Source organism: Agromyces allii (genome assembly GCF_009749385.1).
Lineage (GTDB): Bacteria > Actinomycetota > Actinomycetes > Actinomycetales > Microbacteriaceae > Agromyces > Agromyces allii.
This window is the reverse complement of the sequence record NZ_WBIN01000018.1, coordinates 43,554-63,369: the sequence shown is the minus strand read 5'-3', so window position 1 is coordinate 63,369 and position 19,816 is coordinate 43,554. Positions and strand designations below refer to the sequence as shown.

General features: G+C 72.6%; 17 protein-coding genes. 2 read left to right on the top strand and 15 right to left on the bottom strand.

Features of this window, described 5'->3' with window-relative positions:
- From GQR16_RS18870 to GQR16_RS18805, 15 genes are all read right to left on the bottom strand, one after another.
- Entirely contained in the window at positions 1-1,434 is a 1,434-nt protein-coding gene (locus GQR16_RS18870; protein WP_246200938.1) for an O-antigen ligase family protein, read from the bottom strand.
- Positions 1,424-2,761, bottom strand: a complete 1,338-nt coding sequence (locus tag GQR16_RS18865) for a hypothetical protein (RefSeq protein ID WP_246200937.1) — start codon at positions 2,759-2,761, stop codon at positions 1,424-1,426. Before GQR16_RS18865 ends, GQR16_RS18870 begins: the two co-directional genes overlap by 11 nt.
- Entirely contained in the window at positions 2,758-5,988 is a 3,231-nt protein-coding gene (gene epsE, locus GQR16_RS18860) for an exopolysaccharide biosynthesis GT4 family glycosyltransferase EpsE (protein WP_157416712.1), read from the bottom strand. Before epsE ends, GQR16_RS18865 begins: the two co-directional genes overlap by 4 nt.
- Positions 5,985-6,800, bottom strand: a complete 816-nt coding sequence (locus GQR16_RS18855; protein ID WP_170298575.1) for a WecB/TagA/CpsF family glycosyltransferase — start codon at positions 6,798-6,800, stop codon at positions 5,985-5,987. The genes epsE and GQR16_RS18855 overlap by 4 nt, the downstream gene beginning before the upstream one ends.
- Positions 6,797-7,798 (bottom strand): TolB-like translocation protein, encoded by a 1,002-nt coding sequence (locus tag GQR16_RS19695; protein ID WP_170298574.1) that lies wholly within the window; start codon positions 7,796-7,798, stop codon positions 6,797-6,799. Before GQR16_RS19695 ends, GQR16_RS18855 begins: the two co-directional genes overlap by 4 nt.
- Positions 7,789-9,060, bottom strand: a complete 1,272-nt coding sequence (locus GQR16_RS18850) for an MFS transporter (protein ID WP_157416710.1) — start codon at positions 9,058-9,060, stop codon at positions 7,789-7,791. Before GQR16_RS18850 ends, GQR16_RS19695 begins: the two co-directional genes overlap by 10 nt.
- A gap of 2 nt (positions 9,061-9,062) precedes the next feature.
- Positions 9,063-9,683, bottom strand: coding sequence for a hypothetical protein (locus GQR16_RS18845; protein WP_157416709.1), 621 nt, complete (start codon positions 9,681-9,683; stop codon positions 9,063-9,065).
- Positions 9,684-9,696: 13 nt separating this feature from the next.
- Positions 9,697-11,055: a sugar transferase gene (locus tag GQR16_RS18840; RefSeq protein WP_246200936.1), complete on the bottom strand. Its 1,359-nt coding sequence runs from the start codon at positions 11,053-11,055 to the stop codon at positions 9,697-9,699.
- 548 nt (positions 11,056-11,603) lie between these two features.
- On the bottom strand, positions 11,604-12,209 hold the full coding sequence (locus GQR16_RS18835; RefSeq protein WP_157416707.1) for an acyltransferase: 606 nt from the start codon (positions 12,207-12,209) through the stop codon (positions 11,604-11,606).
- Positions 12,210-12,293: 84 nt separating this feature from the next.
- On the bottom strand, positions 12,294-12,674 hold the full coding sequence (locus GQR16_RS18830; RefSeq protein WP_157416706.1) for a DUF1304 domain-containing protein: 381 nt from the start codon (positions 12,672-12,674) through the stop codon (positions 12,294-12,296).
- A gap of 109 nt (positions 12,675-12,783) precedes the next feature.
- Positions 12,784-13,902: a winged helix DNA-binding domain-containing protein gene (locus GQR16_RS18825; RefSeq protein WP_170298573.1), complete on the bottom strand. Its 1,119-nt coding sequence runs from the start codon at positions 13,900-13,902 to the stop codon at positions 12,784-12,786.
- A gap of 2 nt (positions 13,903-13,904) precedes the next feature.
- A complete protein-coding gene (locus tag GQR16_RS18820; protein ID WP_246200935.1) occupies positions 13,905-14,723 on the bottom strand; it encodes an ABC transporter permease in 819 nt (272 codons plus the stop codon).
- A gap of 5 nt (positions 14,724-14,728) precedes the next feature.
- A complete protein-coding gene (locus tag GQR16_RS18815) occupies positions 14,729-15,829 on the bottom strand; it encodes an ATP-binding cassette domain-containing protein (RefSeq protein ID WP_170298572.1) in 1,101 nt (366 codons plus the stop codon).
- A 281-nt stretch (positions 15,830-16,110) separates the two neighbouring features.
- Positions 16,111-16,887: an isocitrate lyase/PEP mutase family protein gene (locus GQR16_RS18810; RefSeq protein ID WP_157416703.1), complete on the bottom strand. Its 777-nt coding sequence runs from the start codon at positions 16,885-16,887 to the stop codon at positions 16,111-16,113.
- 209 nt (positions 16,888-17,096) lie between these two features.
- The gene (locus GQR16_RS18805) at positions 17,097-18,332 is read right to left on the bottom strand and encodes a cysteine desulfurase-like protein (RefSeq protein WP_157416702.1); all 1,236 of its coding nucleotides are present in this window, start codon (positions 18,330-18,332) and stop codon (positions 17,097-17,099) included.
- A gap of 38 nt (positions 18,333-18,370) precedes the next feature.
- On the opposite strand from GQR16_RS18805, the gene GQR16_RS18800 reads away from it, so the two are divergent.
- Both GQR16_RS18800 and GQR16_RS18795 read left to right on the top strand, forming a co-directional pair.
- Positions 18,371-19,261 (top strand): LssY C-terminal domain-containing protein, encoded by an 891-nt coding sequence (locus GQR16_RS18800; protein ID WP_157416701.1) that lies wholly within the window; start codon positions 18,371-18,373, stop codon positions 19,259-19,261.
- Entirely contained in the window at positions 19,258-19,809 is a 552-nt protein-coding gene (locus GQR16_RS18795) for a hypothetical protein (RefSeq protein ID WP_157416700.1), read from the top strand. The genes GQR16_RS18800 and GQR16_RS18795 overlap by 4 nt, the downstream gene beginning before the upstream one ends.
- Positions 19,810-19,816 lie beyond the last annotated feature (7 nt).

Sequence of the window (19,816 nt, the reverse complement as noted above, 5' to 3'; positions counted from 1 at the left end):
TCAGACTCCTTCGCCATCGGGTGGGATTCGGGTCGGGTGCGTCCCGGTCGTTCGGACCGGGACGAGGTCGGGCCGGTGCTCCGACGATGCCGTCGCCTCGGCCTGCACGAGGCGCCAGACGCCGCCTGCGAGCCCGACGAGGGCGGGGTAGAGCAGGGCGAACACCGGGAACGAGAGCGAGTCGAAGGTCATCGAGCATGCCGCAGCGACGAGCGTTCCGGCGGCGACCGCACCTGCGAGGCCCTTCAGCACGGGAGCTCTCGCGGCCCTCGCCGCGAGGACGCTCGCGACCCCTGGCAGCACGAGGTAGGCGATCGTCGCGACCAGGCCCACGAGCCCGAGCGTGACGATCGCGCCCAGGTACTGGTTGTCGAGGATCTTCAGCGCATCGGGCGGCGAGTAGTTGCCGGGCCCGGCCCCGAGCAACGGGCGCGTGTCGAGCATCTGGGCGACGCGGGGGTAGTTGTTGACCCGGGTCGCGATCGACGGGTCTGAGGTGTCGGCGCCGAGCGCCGCCCCGATCGTGCCCACGAAGCCCGGCACGAAGACGAACATGGCGGCGACGACGAACGGCGAGGCCAGCAGCACCCATCGGCGGATCGACCGGGTCAGGAACGGCAGGAAGACGACGAGGGAGACCAGGAGGGCGAGGATGCCGGATCGCGAGACCGTGGTCGCCACCGCGAAGACGAGGAGTGCGGTCTGCGCCCAGTGGAACCACCGACGCCCGGACGGGTCGTTCAGCGCGCGCCAGATCGACAACGGGATGAGCATCGACGAGACCACGCCGAACTCGATCGAGTGGAAGGTCGTGCCCGCGACGCGCATGAGCGCACCGCGGATCTGGAAGGGCGTGTCCCCGCCGTTGTAGGTGAATCCGGGCATCGCCGCCTGGATCCACTCGACGGGGTTCACCCGGAACGCGAACTGCACGACGCCGACCAGGCAGCAGAAGAACGCGCCGGTGAGGAGCGCCCGCACCACCTGCATCGCGTCGGCGATGCTCCGGATGGACTCCGCGACGACGAGCACGAGCGCGGAGCTCGCCGCGAGGAGCAGCAGCCACCGGTCGGCCGAGGCGCGTGTGACCTCCGTGCTGCCGCCGGTCCATCCGGCGTACAGGGCCGCGTACGACGCGAACGAGGCGAGGAGCAGCAGCGACATCGCGAGTCGGCCGGGATGCCGAACGGGCACCGGGTCGTGCAGGCCCCACAGCCAGGAGGCCAGCCAGAAGAGCAGCAGCAGGAGGCAGAGCAGGATCGGCACGGTTCCCGACGCCCCGATCGGCTCGATGACCATCGAGGCCGGGAAGACGAAGATCGCCATGAGCGTGAACCGGATCAGCAGCGGCACGCCGCCCCGCTCGCGCGCGGCTCCGCCGCTCCGGCCGACGGGGGTCGACGTGATCGCGCGGACGTCCGGGTCAGAGGCCACAGGTGCCCCCTTCCAGCCGGTACACGTGCACCGCGTCCCCGTCGGCGAATCGATCGCTGAACCTGCCATCGACGATCGGGATGCTGCGATCCTCGCCGACGACGAGGGCCGACGTCGCGCTGCGGCATCCGATCGTGAACGAGACGTCGCCGTCGTTCGCACGCGTCGCCCCGGCGAACACGGTGAACCCGTCGTCGACGAGCTTCACGGCGGCCTCGGCACCGCCGTCGATCCGGAGCAGGCCGTCGACGAACGGGGCGTTCAACGCGGGTGCGAGGTCGAGGAGCTGCCGGTTCAGCGCCGTGACCTCCTCCCGCACCGCGTCGCCGCACGCATCCCGCAGCACGTTCTCGGTGCTGCAGAGGTCGCCGAAGCCGTGGTTGAAGTACACGACGCCGCGAGCGCCGTGGATGATGCCGCTCCACACGGCCGCGCGGATCTGCGCACCGGTCACGGAGGGACCATCGCCGAACGGCTGGCCGACCTCGACGAACTGCCACACCGGCTTCGAGCCGGCCGGCGACACGAGCGAACGCACGTGCTCGACGGTCCAGCCGTAGTTCTCGGCGACGCGGCACTCCGCATCCGGCAGGGTCTCCCCGTCGCCCGGCCCCCATCCGCCCTCGGTCGCTCCGCAGATGTTCGGGTCGGTGAACCAGTACGTGTCGGCCGACACGACGTCGGTGAACTCGAGGAAGCGCTGCGCCTCGGCATCCGACTCCCAGAATGCGACGCCCTTGCCGAAGTTCGCGACCGTCATGAGCCCGGCCGGCAGGTCGCCGGTCAGCTTCGCCATGATCGAGTACCCGCAAGCGACGTCGTCGGTGCACACCTGGCCGTCGCCCGGGTACGAACCGGTCCACGTGCCGTCGCCGGGCCCAGCCCACATGTCGACCTCGTCGGCGACGAGCACACCGGCGGCGCCGTCGAGCGGCACGCTCGGAATGGCGTGCATGCCGCTGTCGGCGATGAGCTCGAGCGAGGAGTTCGCGGTGAGCTCGACGTAGGTGTTGAGGCCCATCTCGCGGTCCGCCGTGGCATCCGACATCGAGGTCACGCTCGCGAACCACACGGCGATCGGGAAGAAGCCGTCGTCGTCGGGGAGCCCCCCGTCGAAGCGCCCGTAGTAGTCGGCACCGCCGTCGACCGCGCGCACCGTGGCGGCGGCCGAGGTCGTCGGGGCCGGCGACGCGGAGGTGCGACCGGTCGTCGCGTCAGACGGCGGGGATCGCGTCTCGGCACCCGAGGCGACGGCCACCGCGACGGCCGCGATCACGGCGACGCCGACCGTCGACAGCGCCCCGACGAGGACCGCACGCCGGCTCACGGGCCGCCCCGTCCGTCGGCAGCCGCCTTCCGGTCGCTCATCTCGACGTGCCGGAGCAGCGTGGCCGCACTCGACGCGCTCGTGAAGCTCCGGGTGACGCGGTCGTGCCCGGCAGCCCCGAGTCGCGTCGCCAGGTCGGGCCGGTCGAGCAGCCGGGCGATGTCGGCCGCGATCATCCATGGTGCGTGCGCCGTGGCGAGCAGGCCCGTCACGCCGTCCTCGACGAGCTCGGTCACGCCGCCGCCGCCCGTCACGACGACCGGCACGCCCATGGCCATGGCCTCCATGGTCGCGACGCCGAGGGGTTCGTCGTGGCTCGCGAGCGCGAACACGTCGGCCCGTTCGAGCTCGGCCCGGACACCTGCCTCCGGCACCGACCCCAGCAGTCGCACACGGCCCGACAGCCCGGAGGCCTCGATCAGTCGTTCGAGCCGATTGCGGTGGCCCGAATCGCTGTCGTCGTCACCGGCGATGACCAGTTCGACGTCGCGGCCGCCGGCGACGAGCAGCGCTGCGGCGCGGATGAGGTCGTCGTGGCCCTTGCTCGGATTGAGTCGGCCGCAGCTGAAGATCCGGGCGGTGCTGCCCGGGATCGCGGGCCGGTACGGGGTCGTGCGCGAGAACCGGGCCGGATCGATGCCCATGGGGGCGACGGCGAACTCGGCCGGGAGCGCACCGTCGAGCTCGGCCGTGATCTCGTCGCGGAGACGATTCGTGATGGCGAACCCGAAGGAGGCCCGCGCCCACTTCGCCGCCTGACCGTCGCCGTAGTCGCGGAGGGGCCCGTGGGCGGTGAGGCTGTAGTGCACCCCGGTCAGCAGGTTGGCGAAGAGCGCGACCCACGCCGAGTCCGCGCACGAGTGCACGTGGACGTGGCGCAAACCCTCCCGGCGTGCCAGCCGGGCGAGTTCGGCACCGGTGATGACGAGGCCGAGGAGCCGGGAACGGCTGACCCCGAACTCGGCATGGGCCCTGGCCGACTCCCTGAGCACCGGCCCGAGCCGGGCCTGCACGGCTGTGGAGAGGAGGAGCCACACGGCGCCGACCAGACTGATCGGCGACCCGGGGAACAGGTACCTCGCCTCGGCCGTGGCCCGTTCGGCCCAGTCGTGCGTGCCGCGCGCATGTCGCGGCTTGCGGGTCGAGATGATCCGGGGGCGGCCGCCGAGCCGGCGCAGCGCTTCGATCTCGCGCCAGAAGAAGGTGTGGGTCTGGCCGGGGAACTCGGGCACGAGGTAGCCGAACGAGACGCCGGCGACCGGCTGCTCGTCGGGCGCGGGCGCAGGCTCGGGGGCATGCGGGACCTCCGACCAGCGGTTCGCGTTCAGCACGACGGCCAGTGCGCCTGCGCTCTGCGGCCGACCGACCCTGAGCACCTCGGCGAGCACGGCGATGCTGCGGAAGGCGGCTGCGTAGGTGCGCGACCGGAACTTCCGCGCGTACCGGATGCGGTTCACGGCCGAGAGCGCGTTCAGGGCGGGGGAGCGTCCGGAGCCGCCCTCGGCGTGCGTGACCACGGCGCGGGGTTCGAACCAGACCGTGCCGCCCGCCTCGCGCAGGCGGCGGAAGTAGTCGGTCTCCTCCGAGAACAGGAAGTACCGCTCGTCCCACGGGCCGACGCGCTGCGCGAGTCCGGCGTCGAAGAGCACGGCCGCGCCGGTCGCCCAGTCGATCGGATGCGCCGTGGCGTACGCGCGCGCATCGAAGACCGTCTCCGAGAGCCACCCCGGCCTTCCCCTGAGCCTGCCGCCGAACAGCGAGTCGCCGAGGGTGCCGAGCAGGCTCGGCTCGCGTCGGATCGAGCGGGCCGTCCGGCCGTCCGCCTCCCGGATGCCGGGCACGACGGCACCGGCGCCGCTCGAGTCGAGTCGCGCGAGCAGCGCCTGCACGCAGCCCGGCTCGACGACGGCGTCGGGGTTCAGCACGAGCACGGCGCGTGCATCGCCCACCATCGGCGCGCATCGGTTGATCGCGGCGGCGTAGCCGAGGTTCGCACCGGTGCCGAAGGAGATCGCGTCGGGATGCCGGGACCTGACGTGCTCGAGGGTGCCGTCGCCCGAGGCGTTGTCCGCGACGACGACGCGGATCGCGCGCTCCGCCGCCTCGACCCGCAGCGAGTCGATCAGGGCGTCGATGCAGGAGCGGCTCTCGTAGGTCACGACGACGGCGACCACCTCGGCTGCGTCGTCCATGCCCGCGAACATCGGCGTGACGGGCGCGCGACGCGGCGAGATGTCGTCGCGCACCGGTTCCGCGACCGTCGTCGGCGTCGCGGCCGTCGTCGGCGTCGCGACCCGCATCCGCGCCGCGGCCGGCGTCGCGACCCGCGTCGAGTCGTCGCGTTCCCACACCGTGCTCGCTCGGCGACGCGACGAGGGTCGCCGGGCGGCGATGCTCAGCAGCGCGTAGACCATGGCGTCGGCGGCCGAGCGTGGGCCGCGGACGGAGGCGAGGAGCTGACGCACGGTCGACGGTGTGGTGCTCGTCGTTGTTCTGATGGCGGGCTGGCCGGCGCCCCGAGCTTGCCGGCGCAGCACCGCCATCAGGTTCCGGACGCGTTGCGGAACGCGCACCGGAACGGGGTTCGTCGGCACGATGCGCTTCTCGGAGGCCGAGAAGTGCCGGTCGACGAAGACATCGTCGGCGATCACCATGGGGAACTCGCCGAATCGTGCATGGCCCTCGGGGCCGAGCGCGAACGCGCCAGCACCCCAGAGCCCGCCACGGGTGATGGGCAGCCGATCGCGTGCGCGGTAGTACGCGCGCACCGGCGCCGAGGCCGATCCCATGACGTATCGGTACTCGGGGCGTGCGGCCATCGCCTCGCCGCACGAGACGCTGTCGAGCACCGCGAGGGCCGCATCGGCGGTGATCGCGATGTCCGCATCGAGGTAGAGCCTCGGCCAGTGGGTCGCTGCACCGTCGGCGGCGTTCATCGCCGCCGTCTTCAGCGGCTTCGGCGTCTGCAGCACGGTCACACCGGCGACGGATGCCGCGAGCGCCGCCGTGCGGTCGGAGCATCCGTTGCACGCCACGACGACCTCGACGAGTCGTTGCTCGAGCAGGGGGCGCAGCCCGTCCAGCGTGCGCAGGATCACCGCCTCCTCGTCGTGGGCCGGGATCACGATGGATCCGCGCACGGCGGGCGCCGGCATCGGCGGTGCGGGCGCGGCGGGCGCGGCGGGCGCGGGCGCCGTGCGGGGAGCGGTCGGATCGGCGATGGTCATCCGGCGGCCCTCCTCCCGGATGCGGCGCCGTCGAGCGGGCGGCTCGAGCGCCTGATGGCGAGGTAGGCGGGCGGCCCGTCGACGAGGTACCGGTGGGCGAGCCTGCGGGGTTCGAGCGCCAGGCGCCAGGCCCACTCCATGCCGTGGTCGGCGACCCAGCGGGGTGCCCGCTCCACCGTTCCGGCGAGGAAGTCGACGGCCGCCCCGAAGGCGAGCAGCACGTGGCATCCGGTCCGCCGCCCGTAGCGCTCGATCCAGACCTCCTGGCGCGGCTTGCCGAGGCAGACGAGGAGCACCGCGATCTCGTGCCCCGCGATGTCGTCGGCCAGGGCGTCGCACGCCTCCTCGTCGGCCAGTTCGGGCCGGCTCGGCGCCCAGCATCCGGCGAGGCTGAGTGCCGGATGGGTCACGGCGAGCCGCCGTTCGAGCTGCGAGTGGGTGTCGGCGCTGCCGCCGAGGACGCCGACCCTGGCGTGGTCGAGCTCGGCGCGCTCGAGCAGGGCATCGATGAGGTCGCTGCCGGCCAGGCGGGGCCATTCGACATGCGTGATGCGCCGTGCAGCAGTGGCGAGCGGGGTGCCGTCGATGAGGTTCAGCCATTCGACCGGGGCGCCGGGGCCGTCGTGCAGTGCGCGGTGATCCGGGGCCGTCGAGCCGAAATGGTGCACGTGGTCGAGGTTGACCGAGGCGACCGCGAGCGGGCGTCCGACCTCGACCCCGAATCGCGACGCTATGGTCTCGATCGCGCCCGCTCGGTCGAGGAGGTCGACGGGCACCCCGCCGAGCCGCACCTGCGTCGCCGTCCCGCTCATGGCCGCACCACCGCCGGAGACCAGGCGTGCGAGATGAACAGCTCCGGGCCCGCGGATCCGTCGGCCCGGATGGCGTACACGTCGGTGTCGCCGGGCGAATCGTCGCGTGCCCGCCCGTAGAGGAGGGTCTCGTCGTCCAGCCACTCGGGTTGATCGTCGATCGATGCGGGCTCGGGCAGGACCGTGACCCGGTCGTCCGCAGGCTCGTAGACGGCGATGGCCCAGTCGGGCCGGTCGGCGCTGCCCCGGTTCTGCTTGAACGCGAGGCGCGAGCCGTCCGGCGAGAGCGAGGGGCATTCCACACCGTCCCTCACCGCCCGCAACGTCCGTTCGTCGAGATCGCCGGCGACGAGCCACCGGTGCTCGCCCGACGCCGCCGTGGCGAAGAACCGGCGATCGTCGGCGAAGGTGACGCCCCAGACGTTCACGTCGGCCGCCGTCACCTCCGCCCCGTCGACGATGAGGGTGAAGTCCTCCAGCTCTCCGGAGTCGGTCCCGTCGCGCCGGAAGATCACCGTCGAGGTCGAGAAGTCGGTGCCCGCATAGGCGTGTCCGGCGACGAACGAGGTCGTCGCGAAGAGCTCGCCGTCGGGCGAGAGCCTGGTGCGGCTCGGGATCCCCGCGAGCGGCCTGCTGCTGGTCGGGTGGAGCGTCTCGTCGAGCACGAGGGTCTCGAAGGTCGTGGTCAGCCCGAGATCGGAGTGCAGGCACACGATCCCGTCCACGTTCGCGTCGAGGCGGTCGCAGGGCCGTGCCGAGACCTCGCGCGGGCCGCCGGGATCGTCGAGGTCGACGGCGGCGACCAGCCCGTGCAGCGCACCGCCGCCGGTCTGCCGGAAGAGCACGGTGCCCGGCCGGATCCCGGTCATGGGCGTGGACGCCGTGCCCTCCGGGATCGAGCGCGAGGCCGCGAACGCGACCGCGCCGTAGGCCGCCGCACCGCCGAGGAGGAGGACGGCGGAGATGCCGACGAACAGGCGTCGCCTCGTCAGGTCCATGCCGATGCACCGCCCTCCGACGCGCGAGGTCGCAGCAGGATCGCCGCGACCGGGATCACCACGGCCAGGGCGGATGCCGCCACGACCAGGGCGGCCGAGGAGCCGACCGCGAACCACAGCAGTCCGAACCCCGCCGCCGCGGCGAAGCGCGTCGCGGCGACCACCGTCTGCGCCGCAGCGATGCCGCTCGCCCGCGCCTCCAGGGGCACGAAGGCCGACGCGAGGGCGGCGAGGATCCCGTCGGTCGATGCGTAGAACAGCCCGAGGAGCAGGAGGCATCCCGCGCTCGCGGCCACCGCTCCGACGCCGGCGACCGGGAGCGCCGCGAGCACGTAGGCGCAGAGGAGCGCGATTTGGCCGCCGATGAACACGCGTCGACCGCCGATGCGGTCGCCGAGTCGGCCGATCGGCACGGCGAGCGCGAGATACGCGAGGTTCGTGCCGACGAACAGCAGCGGGAACCACATCGGGGCGAATCCGAGGCGATCGTGGAGGGCGAGGTAGAGGAAGCCGTCGCCGATCGTGACCAGGCCGAGCAGGCCTGCGGCGACGAGCAGTCGGATGAGTCGTGGCGCGGCCAGCAGGCGCCAGCGGAACGGCGACGGAGGGGTGCCGGTCGTCGCCTGCTCGGCTCGCGGCCGGCGGTCGGGCACGAGGGCGCCGAGCACGACGACGCCGAGGACGGCGAAGGCGAGCGAGACGACGAACACGGTGCGGTACCCGTCGGGCACGAGCAGGAGCACGACGAACGCGATGACCGGGCCCGTGGCCGCGCCCACCGTGTCGAGCATCCGGTGCACGCCGAACGAGCGGCCGAGCTCCGCGGGGTCGGAGGATGCGGCGATGAGCGCGTCGCGCGGTGCGGTGCGGATGCCCTTGCCGATCCGGTCGCCGACGACGACGGCCGTGATCGCGCCGAACCCGGTGGCGAAGAGCAGGCCGACACGGGCGATCGCGGAGAGTCCGTACCCGAGGAGTGCGACCGGCTTCGGGCGGTCGCCGCGATCCGCCGCCCACCCGGCGGCGATCCGCACGGCCGAGCTGACGCCCTGGTAGAGGCCGTCGATCACCCCGTACGCGACGATCGAGAGCCCGAGCGCCGTCGTCAGGTACAGGGGGAGCACGGCCGCCGTGGCCTCCGACGAGATGTCGGTCAGCAGGCTCACCACGCCCAGCGCGATGACGGTCGACGACACCCGGCCGGTGCGTGCGCCGGTCGTCGCGCCGTCGTCGGCGCCGCGGTCGGAGAGGGTGATGTACACGGTCAGCCCTCCTTCCCGGCCGTGAAGATGCCGATGACCGAGTAGTCGGTTCCCCCGGTCACGGAGTCCGAGACCGTCACGAGCACCGTGTCGACGCCGTTCGTGAAGGTGATCGCGGTGCTGCCGCCCACCGAAGGGGACTCGACCGGGGCGAAGGCGAGTGCGGTGAACGCGTCGACGTAGCCCGCGAGCACCTCTCGCGGCGTTGCGGGCGACTCCGCCTCGAGCGTCGCCTGCACCCGATCGCCGTCGGCCGTCACCGCGCTCGACACGATCCGGGATCCGTCGGCGAGCGGGATGAGCTCGGGGAATCCGTCGACCCGTCCGCCGAGCTCGGCGACCGGTTCCGCCGGCGGCACCACCGGTGGCGGAGGCGTGGCCTCGGTCTCGACGAGGGGTCCCCGGCCCGGGTCGTCGGCGGCATCGTCCGGAGGCGTCGTGGCTTCGCCCGCGTCATCCGGTCGCTCCGGCGTCGTCGTCGTTCCGAGCGCGCCCGTCGAGCCGGACGTGTCGGACGCGAGCGGGGGTCGGCCCGACGGCGCGACCGTGCCCGCGACGCCGGCCACGCCGACGGCGAGTGCGATCGTCGCGATCACGATGATCAGGATGCGGCGCCCAGTCATGTCATCCGTCCCGTCAATAGGCTCCGACGTGGTGCACGACGACGTGCATCGTGCGCCAGAGGAGCATCACGTCGCCGATGAGCGACCAGTTCTCGATGTAGTGGAGGTCGAGCCGGACGCTCTCCTCCCAGGTGAGATCGCTGCGCCCGCTCACCTGCCAGGGGCCGGTCAGCCCGGGCTTGAGGTAGAGCCGCCGCCGTACGTGGGCCTCGTACCCCTCGACCTCGCTCACGAGCGGCGGGCGCGGGCCGACGAGGCTCATCTCCCCGACGAGCACGTTCCAGAACTGCGGCAGCTCGTCGAGCGAGTACTTGCGCAGCACCCGCCCGACGCGCGTGATGCGCGGGTCGTCGTGCAGCTTGAAGAGCATGCCGTTGCCCTCGTCGCGGTCGAGCAGTGCGGCGAGGTCCTGCTCGGCGGTGGCCGACATCGAACGGAACTTCAGCAGCGTGAAGGTGCGGCCGCCGCGCCCGACGCGTTCCTGCCGGAAGAGCGGGGCGCCGGGGGTGTCGAGCCGCACGGCGATCGCGATGGCGACGAACAGCGGAGCGAGCACGAGGAGGGCGGCCGAGGCGCCGACGATATCGAGCGCTCGTTTCGCGACGTGCTTGCCGCCCTCGAACCGGGGGATGTCCACGTGCATGAGCGGGAGGTCGTCGATCATCTGGAAGTGGATGCGCGGCCCGGCGACCTCGATCAGACGCGTCGCGAGCACGAGATCGATGGAGGTGCCCTCGAGCTCCCAGGCGAGGCGCTTGACGAAGGCCGGCCCGACGGATGCCCCGCCGGCCACGACGATCGTCTGCACCTCGTGGCGTCGGGCGGTGCTCGCCACGGCCGCCGGCGAGGAGAGCACGGGGAGCGCGCGCTCGCCGACGGGAAGGCTCGTCCTCGAGGTGAGGCCGTCGACCGCGACGCCGACGACCGCGTACCCGGAGGGGCACCGGCTCATCTGCGCGATGACCTGCGTCACGTCGTCGACCCCTCCGACGACGATCGCGCGGGAGAGGGCCCGGCCTGCTTGACGCTGCCGGGTCAGCCATCGGCGCCAGCTCCACCGTTCGAGCAGCAGCAGGGGCACGCCGATGATCCACGTGACGAGCAGGTACGAACCGGGGGCATTCGTCCCCAGGCTGAGGAAGGCGACGGCGAGCACGCCGATCGCGACGGTGCTGGCCCCCATGACGCGCTTGTACTCCTCCGCGCCGACGGCGAAGAGCCGTTCGTCTCGGGTGTGGAGCATCGCGAGCGCGGAGATCCAGACTGCGGCGGCGACGGCGTACGGCATCGTCATCGACCAGATCGGCGCCGTGCGTTCGGTCGCGAGCAGGACCGCCTGCAGGGCTCCGACCACGGTGAGCACGATCGTCACGGCGTCGCAGACGATGAGGCGCGTGCGATAGCCCGATGCCCACGGGCGAGGGTGCGCCCCGCCGCCTCCGGCCACGAGATGCAGGTGGGTCCTCGGCCGCCGCGGCGGTGGGGGCACGGATGCGAGCTGGCGGGCGTCAACCACCGTGCTCACCGCCTGGGGGCGCGGCGGTGAGCACGGTGCATCCGGGAGCCGACCGCAGGCAGGAGCCACCGCGGAGCGGGCTGGGGGACGTGCGCGGCCGGGGGATGGGTGGGATCGCGGTCGCGACGCGCAAGAAGAGCGCAGTCACTGGAATCGCCTCGGGTGGGCGCCCTTGCGGGCGGGCGGATGTACGCGATACGGGACCGGTGGGTAGCCGGCCTCGTCAGTAGCCCAGTCGCGACGCCGGAACGTCGCGCCGTCGCACGCTGACACGTGCGACCAACAAACATATGACCCGCGGAGTCACGAAGCCCAGAAGTCGTGCCCGGAACGGGAAGTGCTCCGAAGCTACGCCGGGCCCATCGAGGCCCCCAGTCCCAGTTCGGGGGGATGGGTGCCCGACGTCATTCGGGCGCGAGCACGCCCTCGGTCTCGCGGAACAGGGCCCCGCTCGACGGGCAGCGGAACCGCCCGTCGCCGAGGGGCTCGAGCGGCACGCCGAGCGGCCCGACCCACCCGATCCGTCGCGCCGGCACCCCGGCCACGAGGCCGTAGTCGGGCACGTCGCGCGTGACGACCGCGCCGGCGGCCACGAGCGACCAGCGGCCGATCTCGATGGGCGCGACGCAGACGCTCCGAGCGCCGATGGCCGCGCCGTCATGCACGACCACGCCGACCTTGGTCCAGTCGTCGGCGCCCTTGAGCGAACCGTCGGGGTTCACCGCGCGCGGGTGCGTGTCGTTGGTGAAGACGACCGCCGGTCCGACGAAGACGCCGTCGCCGAGCACGGTCGGCTCGTACACGAGGGCGTGGTTCTGCAGCTTGCACCGCTCGCCGATGCGCACGCCCGGGCCGACATAGGCGCCGCGCCCGATCGTCGTGCCCGCGCCGATCTCGGCGTGCTCGCGAATCTGGGCGAGATGCCACACGCGTACCCCGCGTCCGAGTCGCGCCCGCGCGTCGACATCGGCGCTCGGCTCGATCGATGCGGCGTCCTCGGCCCCGGCCATGTGCCGATCGTAGCGCCGGAGCGCTGCACGGGGCTGCTCGGATCAGGAGAAGGGGCCGCCCCGATCAGGAAGGGGCCGCGCCGGTCAGGAGAACAGGAAGAGCACGAACCCGATGAGGGGCAGCGTGCCCTGCACGAGCGCCGGTCGGAGGTAGCCCCGCCCGGTGGTCGTCAGCACCGCCGCCGCGAGCGCCATGCAGGCCGTCGAGAACAGCACCAGCGCGCGGCCGGCCTCGTCGACGCCCGACCACACGAGGATCAGGCCGAGCGCCGCGCCGATGCCGAGGAACAGGTTGTAGAAGCCCTGGTTGTAGGCCATGGGCTTCGTGATGTCGGCGGCGGCCTGATCGGCGACGCCGAAGGTCTTCCACGTCTTGGGCCGGGTCCACAGCACGCTCTCGAGCAGGAAGATGTAGCCGTGCAGCAGCGCGGCGAGGGCGACGAAGACGCTGGCGATGACGAGCATGTCGCGATCGTACCGAGGGGCGGGGTCGCGGTCGCCGGGGCGCGCCCATCGGCGGCGGAGGCGCGGCGGAGGCCCCTCGGGTCCCGCCCGCGACGAGGTCGGCCGGGGCCTACGCCTCGCGCCCGATGCGCAGCTCCGTGCCGAGGAACACGCCGAGTTCGGCGACGGATGCCGCGAGCGAGCGCTCCTCGTCGGCGTCGAGCCCGCGCCACGGCACGAGGCGCACGGTCGTCGTGGCCGACGCCGTCGGCGGCGCCCACCGCCCGATCATGACGCCGCCGCTCATGAGGGCGTGGAGCGGGAACTCGGCGTGCACGACGGCGTCGCCCTCGGGGTGCAGGAACGCCCGGGGCGACGCGTAGCCCATGATGTACTCGTCGTAGGCCTGCAGCAGGTCGACGCGGGGGTCGGGCACGGCCCGGGCCGCACCGCCGCCCTCGAGCTGCGCCGCGCGCACGTGATGGGCGACCCCGTCGACATCGAGCGTCTCGATCGGGTCGCCCGCGGCATCCGCTCGCTCGATGACGGCGGTGAGCGCCCGCCGCGCATCGGTCAGCGTGAAGCCCGACCACGACGCGAAGTCGCGATCGGTCACGGGGCCGCGGGCGTCGAGGAACCGCTCGGCCAGGTCGGCGAGCGCCTCGTCGCGGGGTCTGGGGGCCGATGGCGGCACGCGCTCGTCGAAGGCCGCGTAGGTGCGCTGCTTCCCGGCGTTCGCCCCGCTGATGACGACGCGCTCGAGCTCCGCCCGCATGAGCACGTACGAGAGGGGCACGCCCGTCGCCGGCAGCGACGCGTCGGCCAGTGCGGTCGCGATGTCGGTGCGCGTGCGGTGCCCGTCGGCGACGCAGGCCGCGACGACGTCGACGGCCCGAACGGCGTCCTCGCCGTCGACGCCCGTCGAGCGGTAGTACGTGCCGTTCGCGCGGTGCACGCGCTCGGCCGAGAGCTCGAGCACCCATCGGGCGTCGTCGGGGTGCAGGAAGTGCCACGTCGGCCGCAGCACGTGCGTGCGGAGGATGCGACCCGCGTCGAGGTCGGCCGCGAGCGCCGCGGCATCCGGCCTCGCCTCGACCGGCACACGTTGCGCGAGGCCCCACTGCGCGGGCACGAACTCCTGCGCCTGCACCGCGCCGAAGCGCCGCACGACCTCGGGTGCCGAGGCGTCGAACGGATGCCGCAGCCCCTGCACGTGCAGACGCAGGTCTCGGAGCGCGGCGAGGTCCACGCCTACGACACGTCCCTCCGCCAGGTCGTCAGGCCGCCGATCAGCGTGGTGACGAGGCCGATGCCGAACAGCACGAGACCGCCCTGCCACCACTCGAGCGTCTGGGCCGAGCCGATCGCGGCCACGCTGTAGAACGAGGCGCCGACGAGCGCGTCGCTCGCCGCGCCAGGCAGGAACTTGCCGATGCTCGCGGTCACGTCGTTGAGCGAGGCCGCGAGTCGCACGATCGGCTCGACGAACTGCGTGAACGCGATCACGATGACGATGGCCGCCACCTGGTTCGTCACGAGCGAGCCGAGGCCGACGCCGATCGTGCCCCAGAGCGCCATCGCGAGCACGCCGCGGCCGATGAGCGCCCACGTGTCGGGCTGGTCGAGCGCGGTGTCGATGCCGAAGGCCGCGAGCGCACCGGCGCCCGCGCCGACCGTCGCCGCGAACGCGAGCACGCCGAGCGCCGCGCCGATGAACAGCTGCGACACGTACTTCGCCCACAGCACGGTCGCGCGATGCGGCTGCACGAGGAACGAGGGCGTCAGCGTCTTGTGCCGGAACTCGGTCGTGACCGCGAGCGCGCCGAAGAGCACCGGGAACACGTAGCCGATCGACGACGCGAAGCTGTACACGAGCACGGCGATGCCGTCGGTCGGCAGCGGCGTCGAGCTCGCGCCGGCCGCCGCTGCGGGGTTGTCGGTCGCCCAGCCGAGGAACGCGCCGAAGCCGCCGGCCGACAGGGCCACGTACCCGACGAGCAGGAGTGTGAGCAGCCACCACATGCGCGTGGTGAAGAACTTCTGGAACTCGGAGCCGAGTGCGCGCAGCATGCCCATCACCCCTTGGCCCCGTCGGCGGCGCCGGGTTCGTCGGGCGTATCCGGTTCGGCGGGCGCGTCGGCGGCCCCGCCGGCCCCGCCGGCCTCCGAGCGAGCGGATGCCGCGTCGGACGGCTCGTCGCCGATCGCGGGCTCGTCGTGGTCGGGCACGTCGGCTGCGGCATCCGCCCCGTCGTCGTCCGACCCGTTCGTGACGCTCGGGGCCGCGACCTCACCGCTCACGAGTGCGAGGAACGACTCCTCGAGGCCCGACTTCAGGCGGTAGAGCGACTTGAGCTCGACGCCGCCGACGAAGGCCGCGTGCCCGACGAGTCCGGGGTCGGGCTCGGCCACGATGAAGCCGTTGCGCCCCTCGGTGAACTCCAGGCCGGCCTGCGTGAGCGCCGCCGAGAGCCGCGGACGATCGGGGGAGTCGGCGATGGTGCGCGGTGCCGACTCGAGCTCGAGGCTCGACAGGGTGCCGGTCTTCGCGAGGCGCCCGCGCGAGATGATGACGACGTCGTCGACGCTCTGCTGCACCTCGCTCAGCAGGTGCGAGCTCACGAGCACCGTTCGGCCGTCCTGCGCGAGCCGCTGCAGGAACATGCGGATCCACTTGATGCCCTCGGGGTCGAGCCCGTTGATCGGCTCGTCGAGCACGAACACCGACGGATCGCCGAGCAGCGTGAACGCGAGCGCGAGGCGCTGGCGCATGCCGAGCGAGTAGCCGCCGACGCGACGGTCGGCGAACTCGGTGAGTCCGACCTGCTCGAGCACGATCGGCACGCGCGAGGACGGGATGCCGGCGGCCGTCGCCGTGACCTTGAGGTGGTTGCGCGCCGTTCGGCCCGGGTGGAAGCTCGCGTCGAGCGCGGCGCCGACGGTCTCGAGCGGGCGCTTGAGCGCGTGATACGGGGTTCCGCCGAACGTGGCCGTGCCGCTCGAGGCCTTCACGAGGCCGAGCAGCACGCGCAACGTGGTCGTCTTGCCGGCGCCGTTCGGGCCGAGGAATCCCGTGACCCGACCGGGCTGCACCGTGAAGCTGAGGTCCTCCACCGCGGTGACGCTGCCGAAGTGCTTGCTGAGCCCCGAGATCTCGATGGGGATGCCGCTGTTCATGCGCTCTCCTCGTAGCCGGGGGCGAGCGGGCCGCACATGACCGCGCCCCCGCACGGCCCGGCGACCACTCGCCTCCCGCTCACCCTAGCGAGCGAGGCCCCCGCGTGGCATCCGTCACGCGGGGGATTCGCGAGATCAGGCGGCACTTCGCCGCCCCGCCGGACCTCGCCGCCCGTCCGCCGGTCGAGGAGCGAAGCGTCACGGGACCCCCGCCCCCGGGAGACCCCGCCGGTCGAGTAGGCGCGCCAGCGCCGTATCGAGACCAGCGGATGCCGCGGGCCTCAGTTCAGCGGCCGGATCCCGTCGGGCAGCACGCCGCCGAGGTAGAGGTCGGTCGCGAGGTCCTGGAGGGCGCCGAGCGCGACGCGCTGGGTGGTCGGACCGTACGAGACGCGCGCGACGCCGAGCTCCTGCAGGCGTTCGGGTGCGGGTACGCCCGGCAGGCCGATGAGCGTGACCTTGAGCTCGCCGATGCCCGACACGAGCTCGCGCACGACGTCCTCGCCGAAGATGCCGGGCACGAACACGCTCGTCGCGCCGGCATCGAGGTAGGCACGGCCGCGCTCGATCGCGTCGGCAACGTTGACCTCGAGCGTGCGCTCGCGGCCTCGGAGGAATGCGTCGGTGCGGGCATTCAGTGCGAACGGCACGCCCTCGGCGTCGGCCGCGGCGACCGACGCGCGCACGGCGGCGACCGACTCGTCGAGCGGCTTCAGCTGGTCCTCGAGGTTCGCACCGACGATGCCCTCGCCGATCGCGCGGCGGATCGTCTCTCCGGCGTCGCCGTAGCCGGCCTCGAGGTCGGCGCTCACGGGCACGTCGACGGCGCGGGCGATGCGGCCGACCATGTCGAGCATGAGCTCGACGGGGATGTGCTCGCCGTCCTCGTAGCCGAACGTCGCGGCGATCGAGTGGCTCGCGGTCGCGAGGGCCTTCGTGCCGGGCAGGGCGGCGACGGCGCGCGCCGAGACGACGTCCCAGACGTTCACCACCTGGAGGAGTTCGGGGTCGGTGTGCAGGCGGCGGAGTTCGGTGGCGCGTTCGGCGATGCTGGTCATGCCTCCAGCGTATGTTCGCCCGCGAGGCGCATCGCCGCTCGACGCCGCATTGGCCGCATGAGGTCCGGAACCCGCCGATTCCGCCGCTGGCGGTCCTCGACTGGCGGGCTCAGCCGGTCGAGGAGCGACGAAGGAGCGTATCGAGACCGGCAGCCGTCGTTCGGGCCAGGTCTCGGTACGGCGCCGGCGCGCCTCCTCGACCGGCGGGCTCAGTCGAGGGTCGCCCGAAGCCCCGCAACGAGCCGGTCGATGTCGGCGTCGTCGGTGTACGGCGCGAGGCCGACCCGCAGGCCGCCGTCGTCGCCGAGTCCGAGTCGGCGCGAGGCCTCGAGCGCGTAGAAGTTGCTGCTCGGTGCGAGCACCTGCCCCGCGGCGAGCTGCTCCGTGACGACGGATGCCTCGTGGCCGGCGAACGTGAGCAGCAGCGTCGGGGTACGGCGGGCCGCCCGAGAGTGCACGGTCACGCCGGGCAGTTCGGCGAGGGCGGCCTCGAGGCGTGCCAGCAGGCGCGACTCGTGCTCGTGGAGGGCGGCGTACGAGGCCTGCAACCGCGCGCGGCGCGAGGCCGCGGCATCCGTCACGGCATCGTCGTCTCTGTCGGGGCCGGACGCGGCGAGCCCTGCCAGCACGTCGACCGCGGCCGTGACCCCGGCGAGCAGTTCGTAGGGCAGCGTGCCGAACTCGAAGCGCTCGGGCACGACATCCGTCGCCGGAAGCAGCTTGTCGGGCGTGATCGTCTCGAGCAGCTCGGGCCGGGAGACGAGCACGCCGCAGTGCGGGCCGAGGAACTTGTACGGCGAGCACGTGAAGAAGTCCGCCCCGAGTGCGTCGAGGTCGGGCAGCTCGTGGGCGCTGAAGTGCACGCCGTCGACCCAGACCAGTGCTCCGACGGCGTGCGCGGCCGAGGCGATGGCCGCGACATCCGGCATCGTGCCGATGAGGTTCGACGCGCCCGTGACCGCGACGAGCCGCGTGCGATCGCCGAGGAGCGAGGTGACGGCCTCGACCGGGAGCTCGCCCGTCGCCGGGTCGAACTCGGCCCAGCGCACGGTCGCGCCCACGCGCTCGGCGGCCTGCACCCACGGGCGCACGTTCGAGTCGTGGTCGAGGCTCGTGACGATCACCTCGTCGCCCGGGCCCCAGCCCTTCGGCAGGTGCCGCGAGAAGTCGTACGTCAGCTGCGTGGCGCTGCGCCCCTGCACGATGCCGCGCGGGTGCGCGTTCGCGAAGTCGGCCATCGCGAGCCGGAACCCGTGCACCGCGGCCTCGGCCCGCTCCTCGGAGACGCCGATCGTGCCCCGGTTCGAGAGCGGCCCGGTGAGCACGGATGCCACGGCCTCGCCGACGGCGCGCGGCGTCTGCGTGCCGCCAGGGCCGTCGAACTGCGCCCACCCGCTCTCGAGCGACGGGAATCCGGATCTGATGCGCGCGACGTCGTAGGCCATGCCGTGAGCATAGGGGCGGGCACGGATAGCATGCACTCATGAGCGGGGAGGGGACCGCGGCTTCCGACGCATCGGTGCAGGCGCCGGCGTCGGCGGGTCCGGCACGGGCGGGCGAGAAGCGCAGGCGGCGCTTCTCGGTGAACGCCGTGCTCGACGAGTTCTTCTTCGTGTACGCCGGGCTCGCGTCGCTGTGGCTGGCCTACGTGCTCTTCAGCGAGTCGTTCACGCTCGGGTGGTGGGGCATCCTCGTGATGGTCGCGTTCTGGGTGCTGCTCGCCTACCTCGTGCTGCCGCGCCTGCACCGCGTGCTCACGACGATCTACGTGCCCGACTACTTCATGGGCCGCACACGCACGAGCGACGGGCTCTTCGGCGACCCGGTCAACCTGGCCGTGCTGGGTGACGAGAAGCGGCTGCTCCAGGCCATGCAGGATGCCGGGTGGACCCGTGCCGACGAGGTGACCGCGGCCTCGAGCTGGCGCATCATCACGTCGACGATCACCCGACGCAGCTACGACGAGGCCCCGGTCAGCCCGCTGTTCCTGTTCGGCCGCAAGCAGGACTTCGCCTTCCAGCAGGAGGTCGAGGGCAACCCGGCGAAACGGCACCACGTGCGGTTCTGGCGAACGCCCGAGGGGTGGCTGCTTCCGGGCGGCGCGCGGGTCGACTGGCTCGCGGCCGGAACGTTCGACCGCGCTGTGGGCTTCTCGATGTTCACGCTGCAGGTCACGCACAAGATCGACGCCGACACCGACGTCGAGCGGGACCACATCGTGCGCACCCTGCGAGACGCCGACACGGCCATCGGGGTCAGCGTGCTCGCCGACTTCTCCACGGGGTACCACTCGCGCAACGGCGGCGGCGACACCATCCGCACCGACGGCGACCTGCCGGTGATCGACGTGAGCGGCGTCGCGGTGACGACGTGAGCGGCCTCGAGGAGCGCAAACGGTCGTCGACCGAACCGTTCGAACGGCTCGTCGGGCGAACGGATGCCGCGCCGCCCATGAAACGCCCGGCCGCGGTGACCATGGGTGCGGTGCTCGTCGTGCTGCGAGTCGTCGGCGGCGCGATCTGGCTGATCGAGCTCGCGGTGAGCTGGCGCAGCCTCCTCGGCGAGGAGTTCGACGGTGTGGAGGTCGATGCCGAGACGGTGAACGTGCTGCTCCTCGTCGTGGTGGTGCCCGGCGCGGTCATCCTCCTCGTCGAGCTGGTGCTCGCCTGGCTCATCTTCCTCGGCGTGAACTGGGCGCGCATCGTCGTGATGCTCTTCGCAACCCTCAGCATCAGCGTGTCGTTCGTCACCTGGTGGGTCGGCGACCAGGAGCTCCACCTCGACTTCACGCTCGTGACGCTCTCGCTCGACATCCTCGTGATGCTCGCGCTGTCGAGCCGCGCGGCGCGCGCCTACGCGCGGCGTCCGAAACCCCGCACGATCAGGGGTGCCACTGGTTCGACCGAGCTCGACGGTTCCTAGTCTGGCG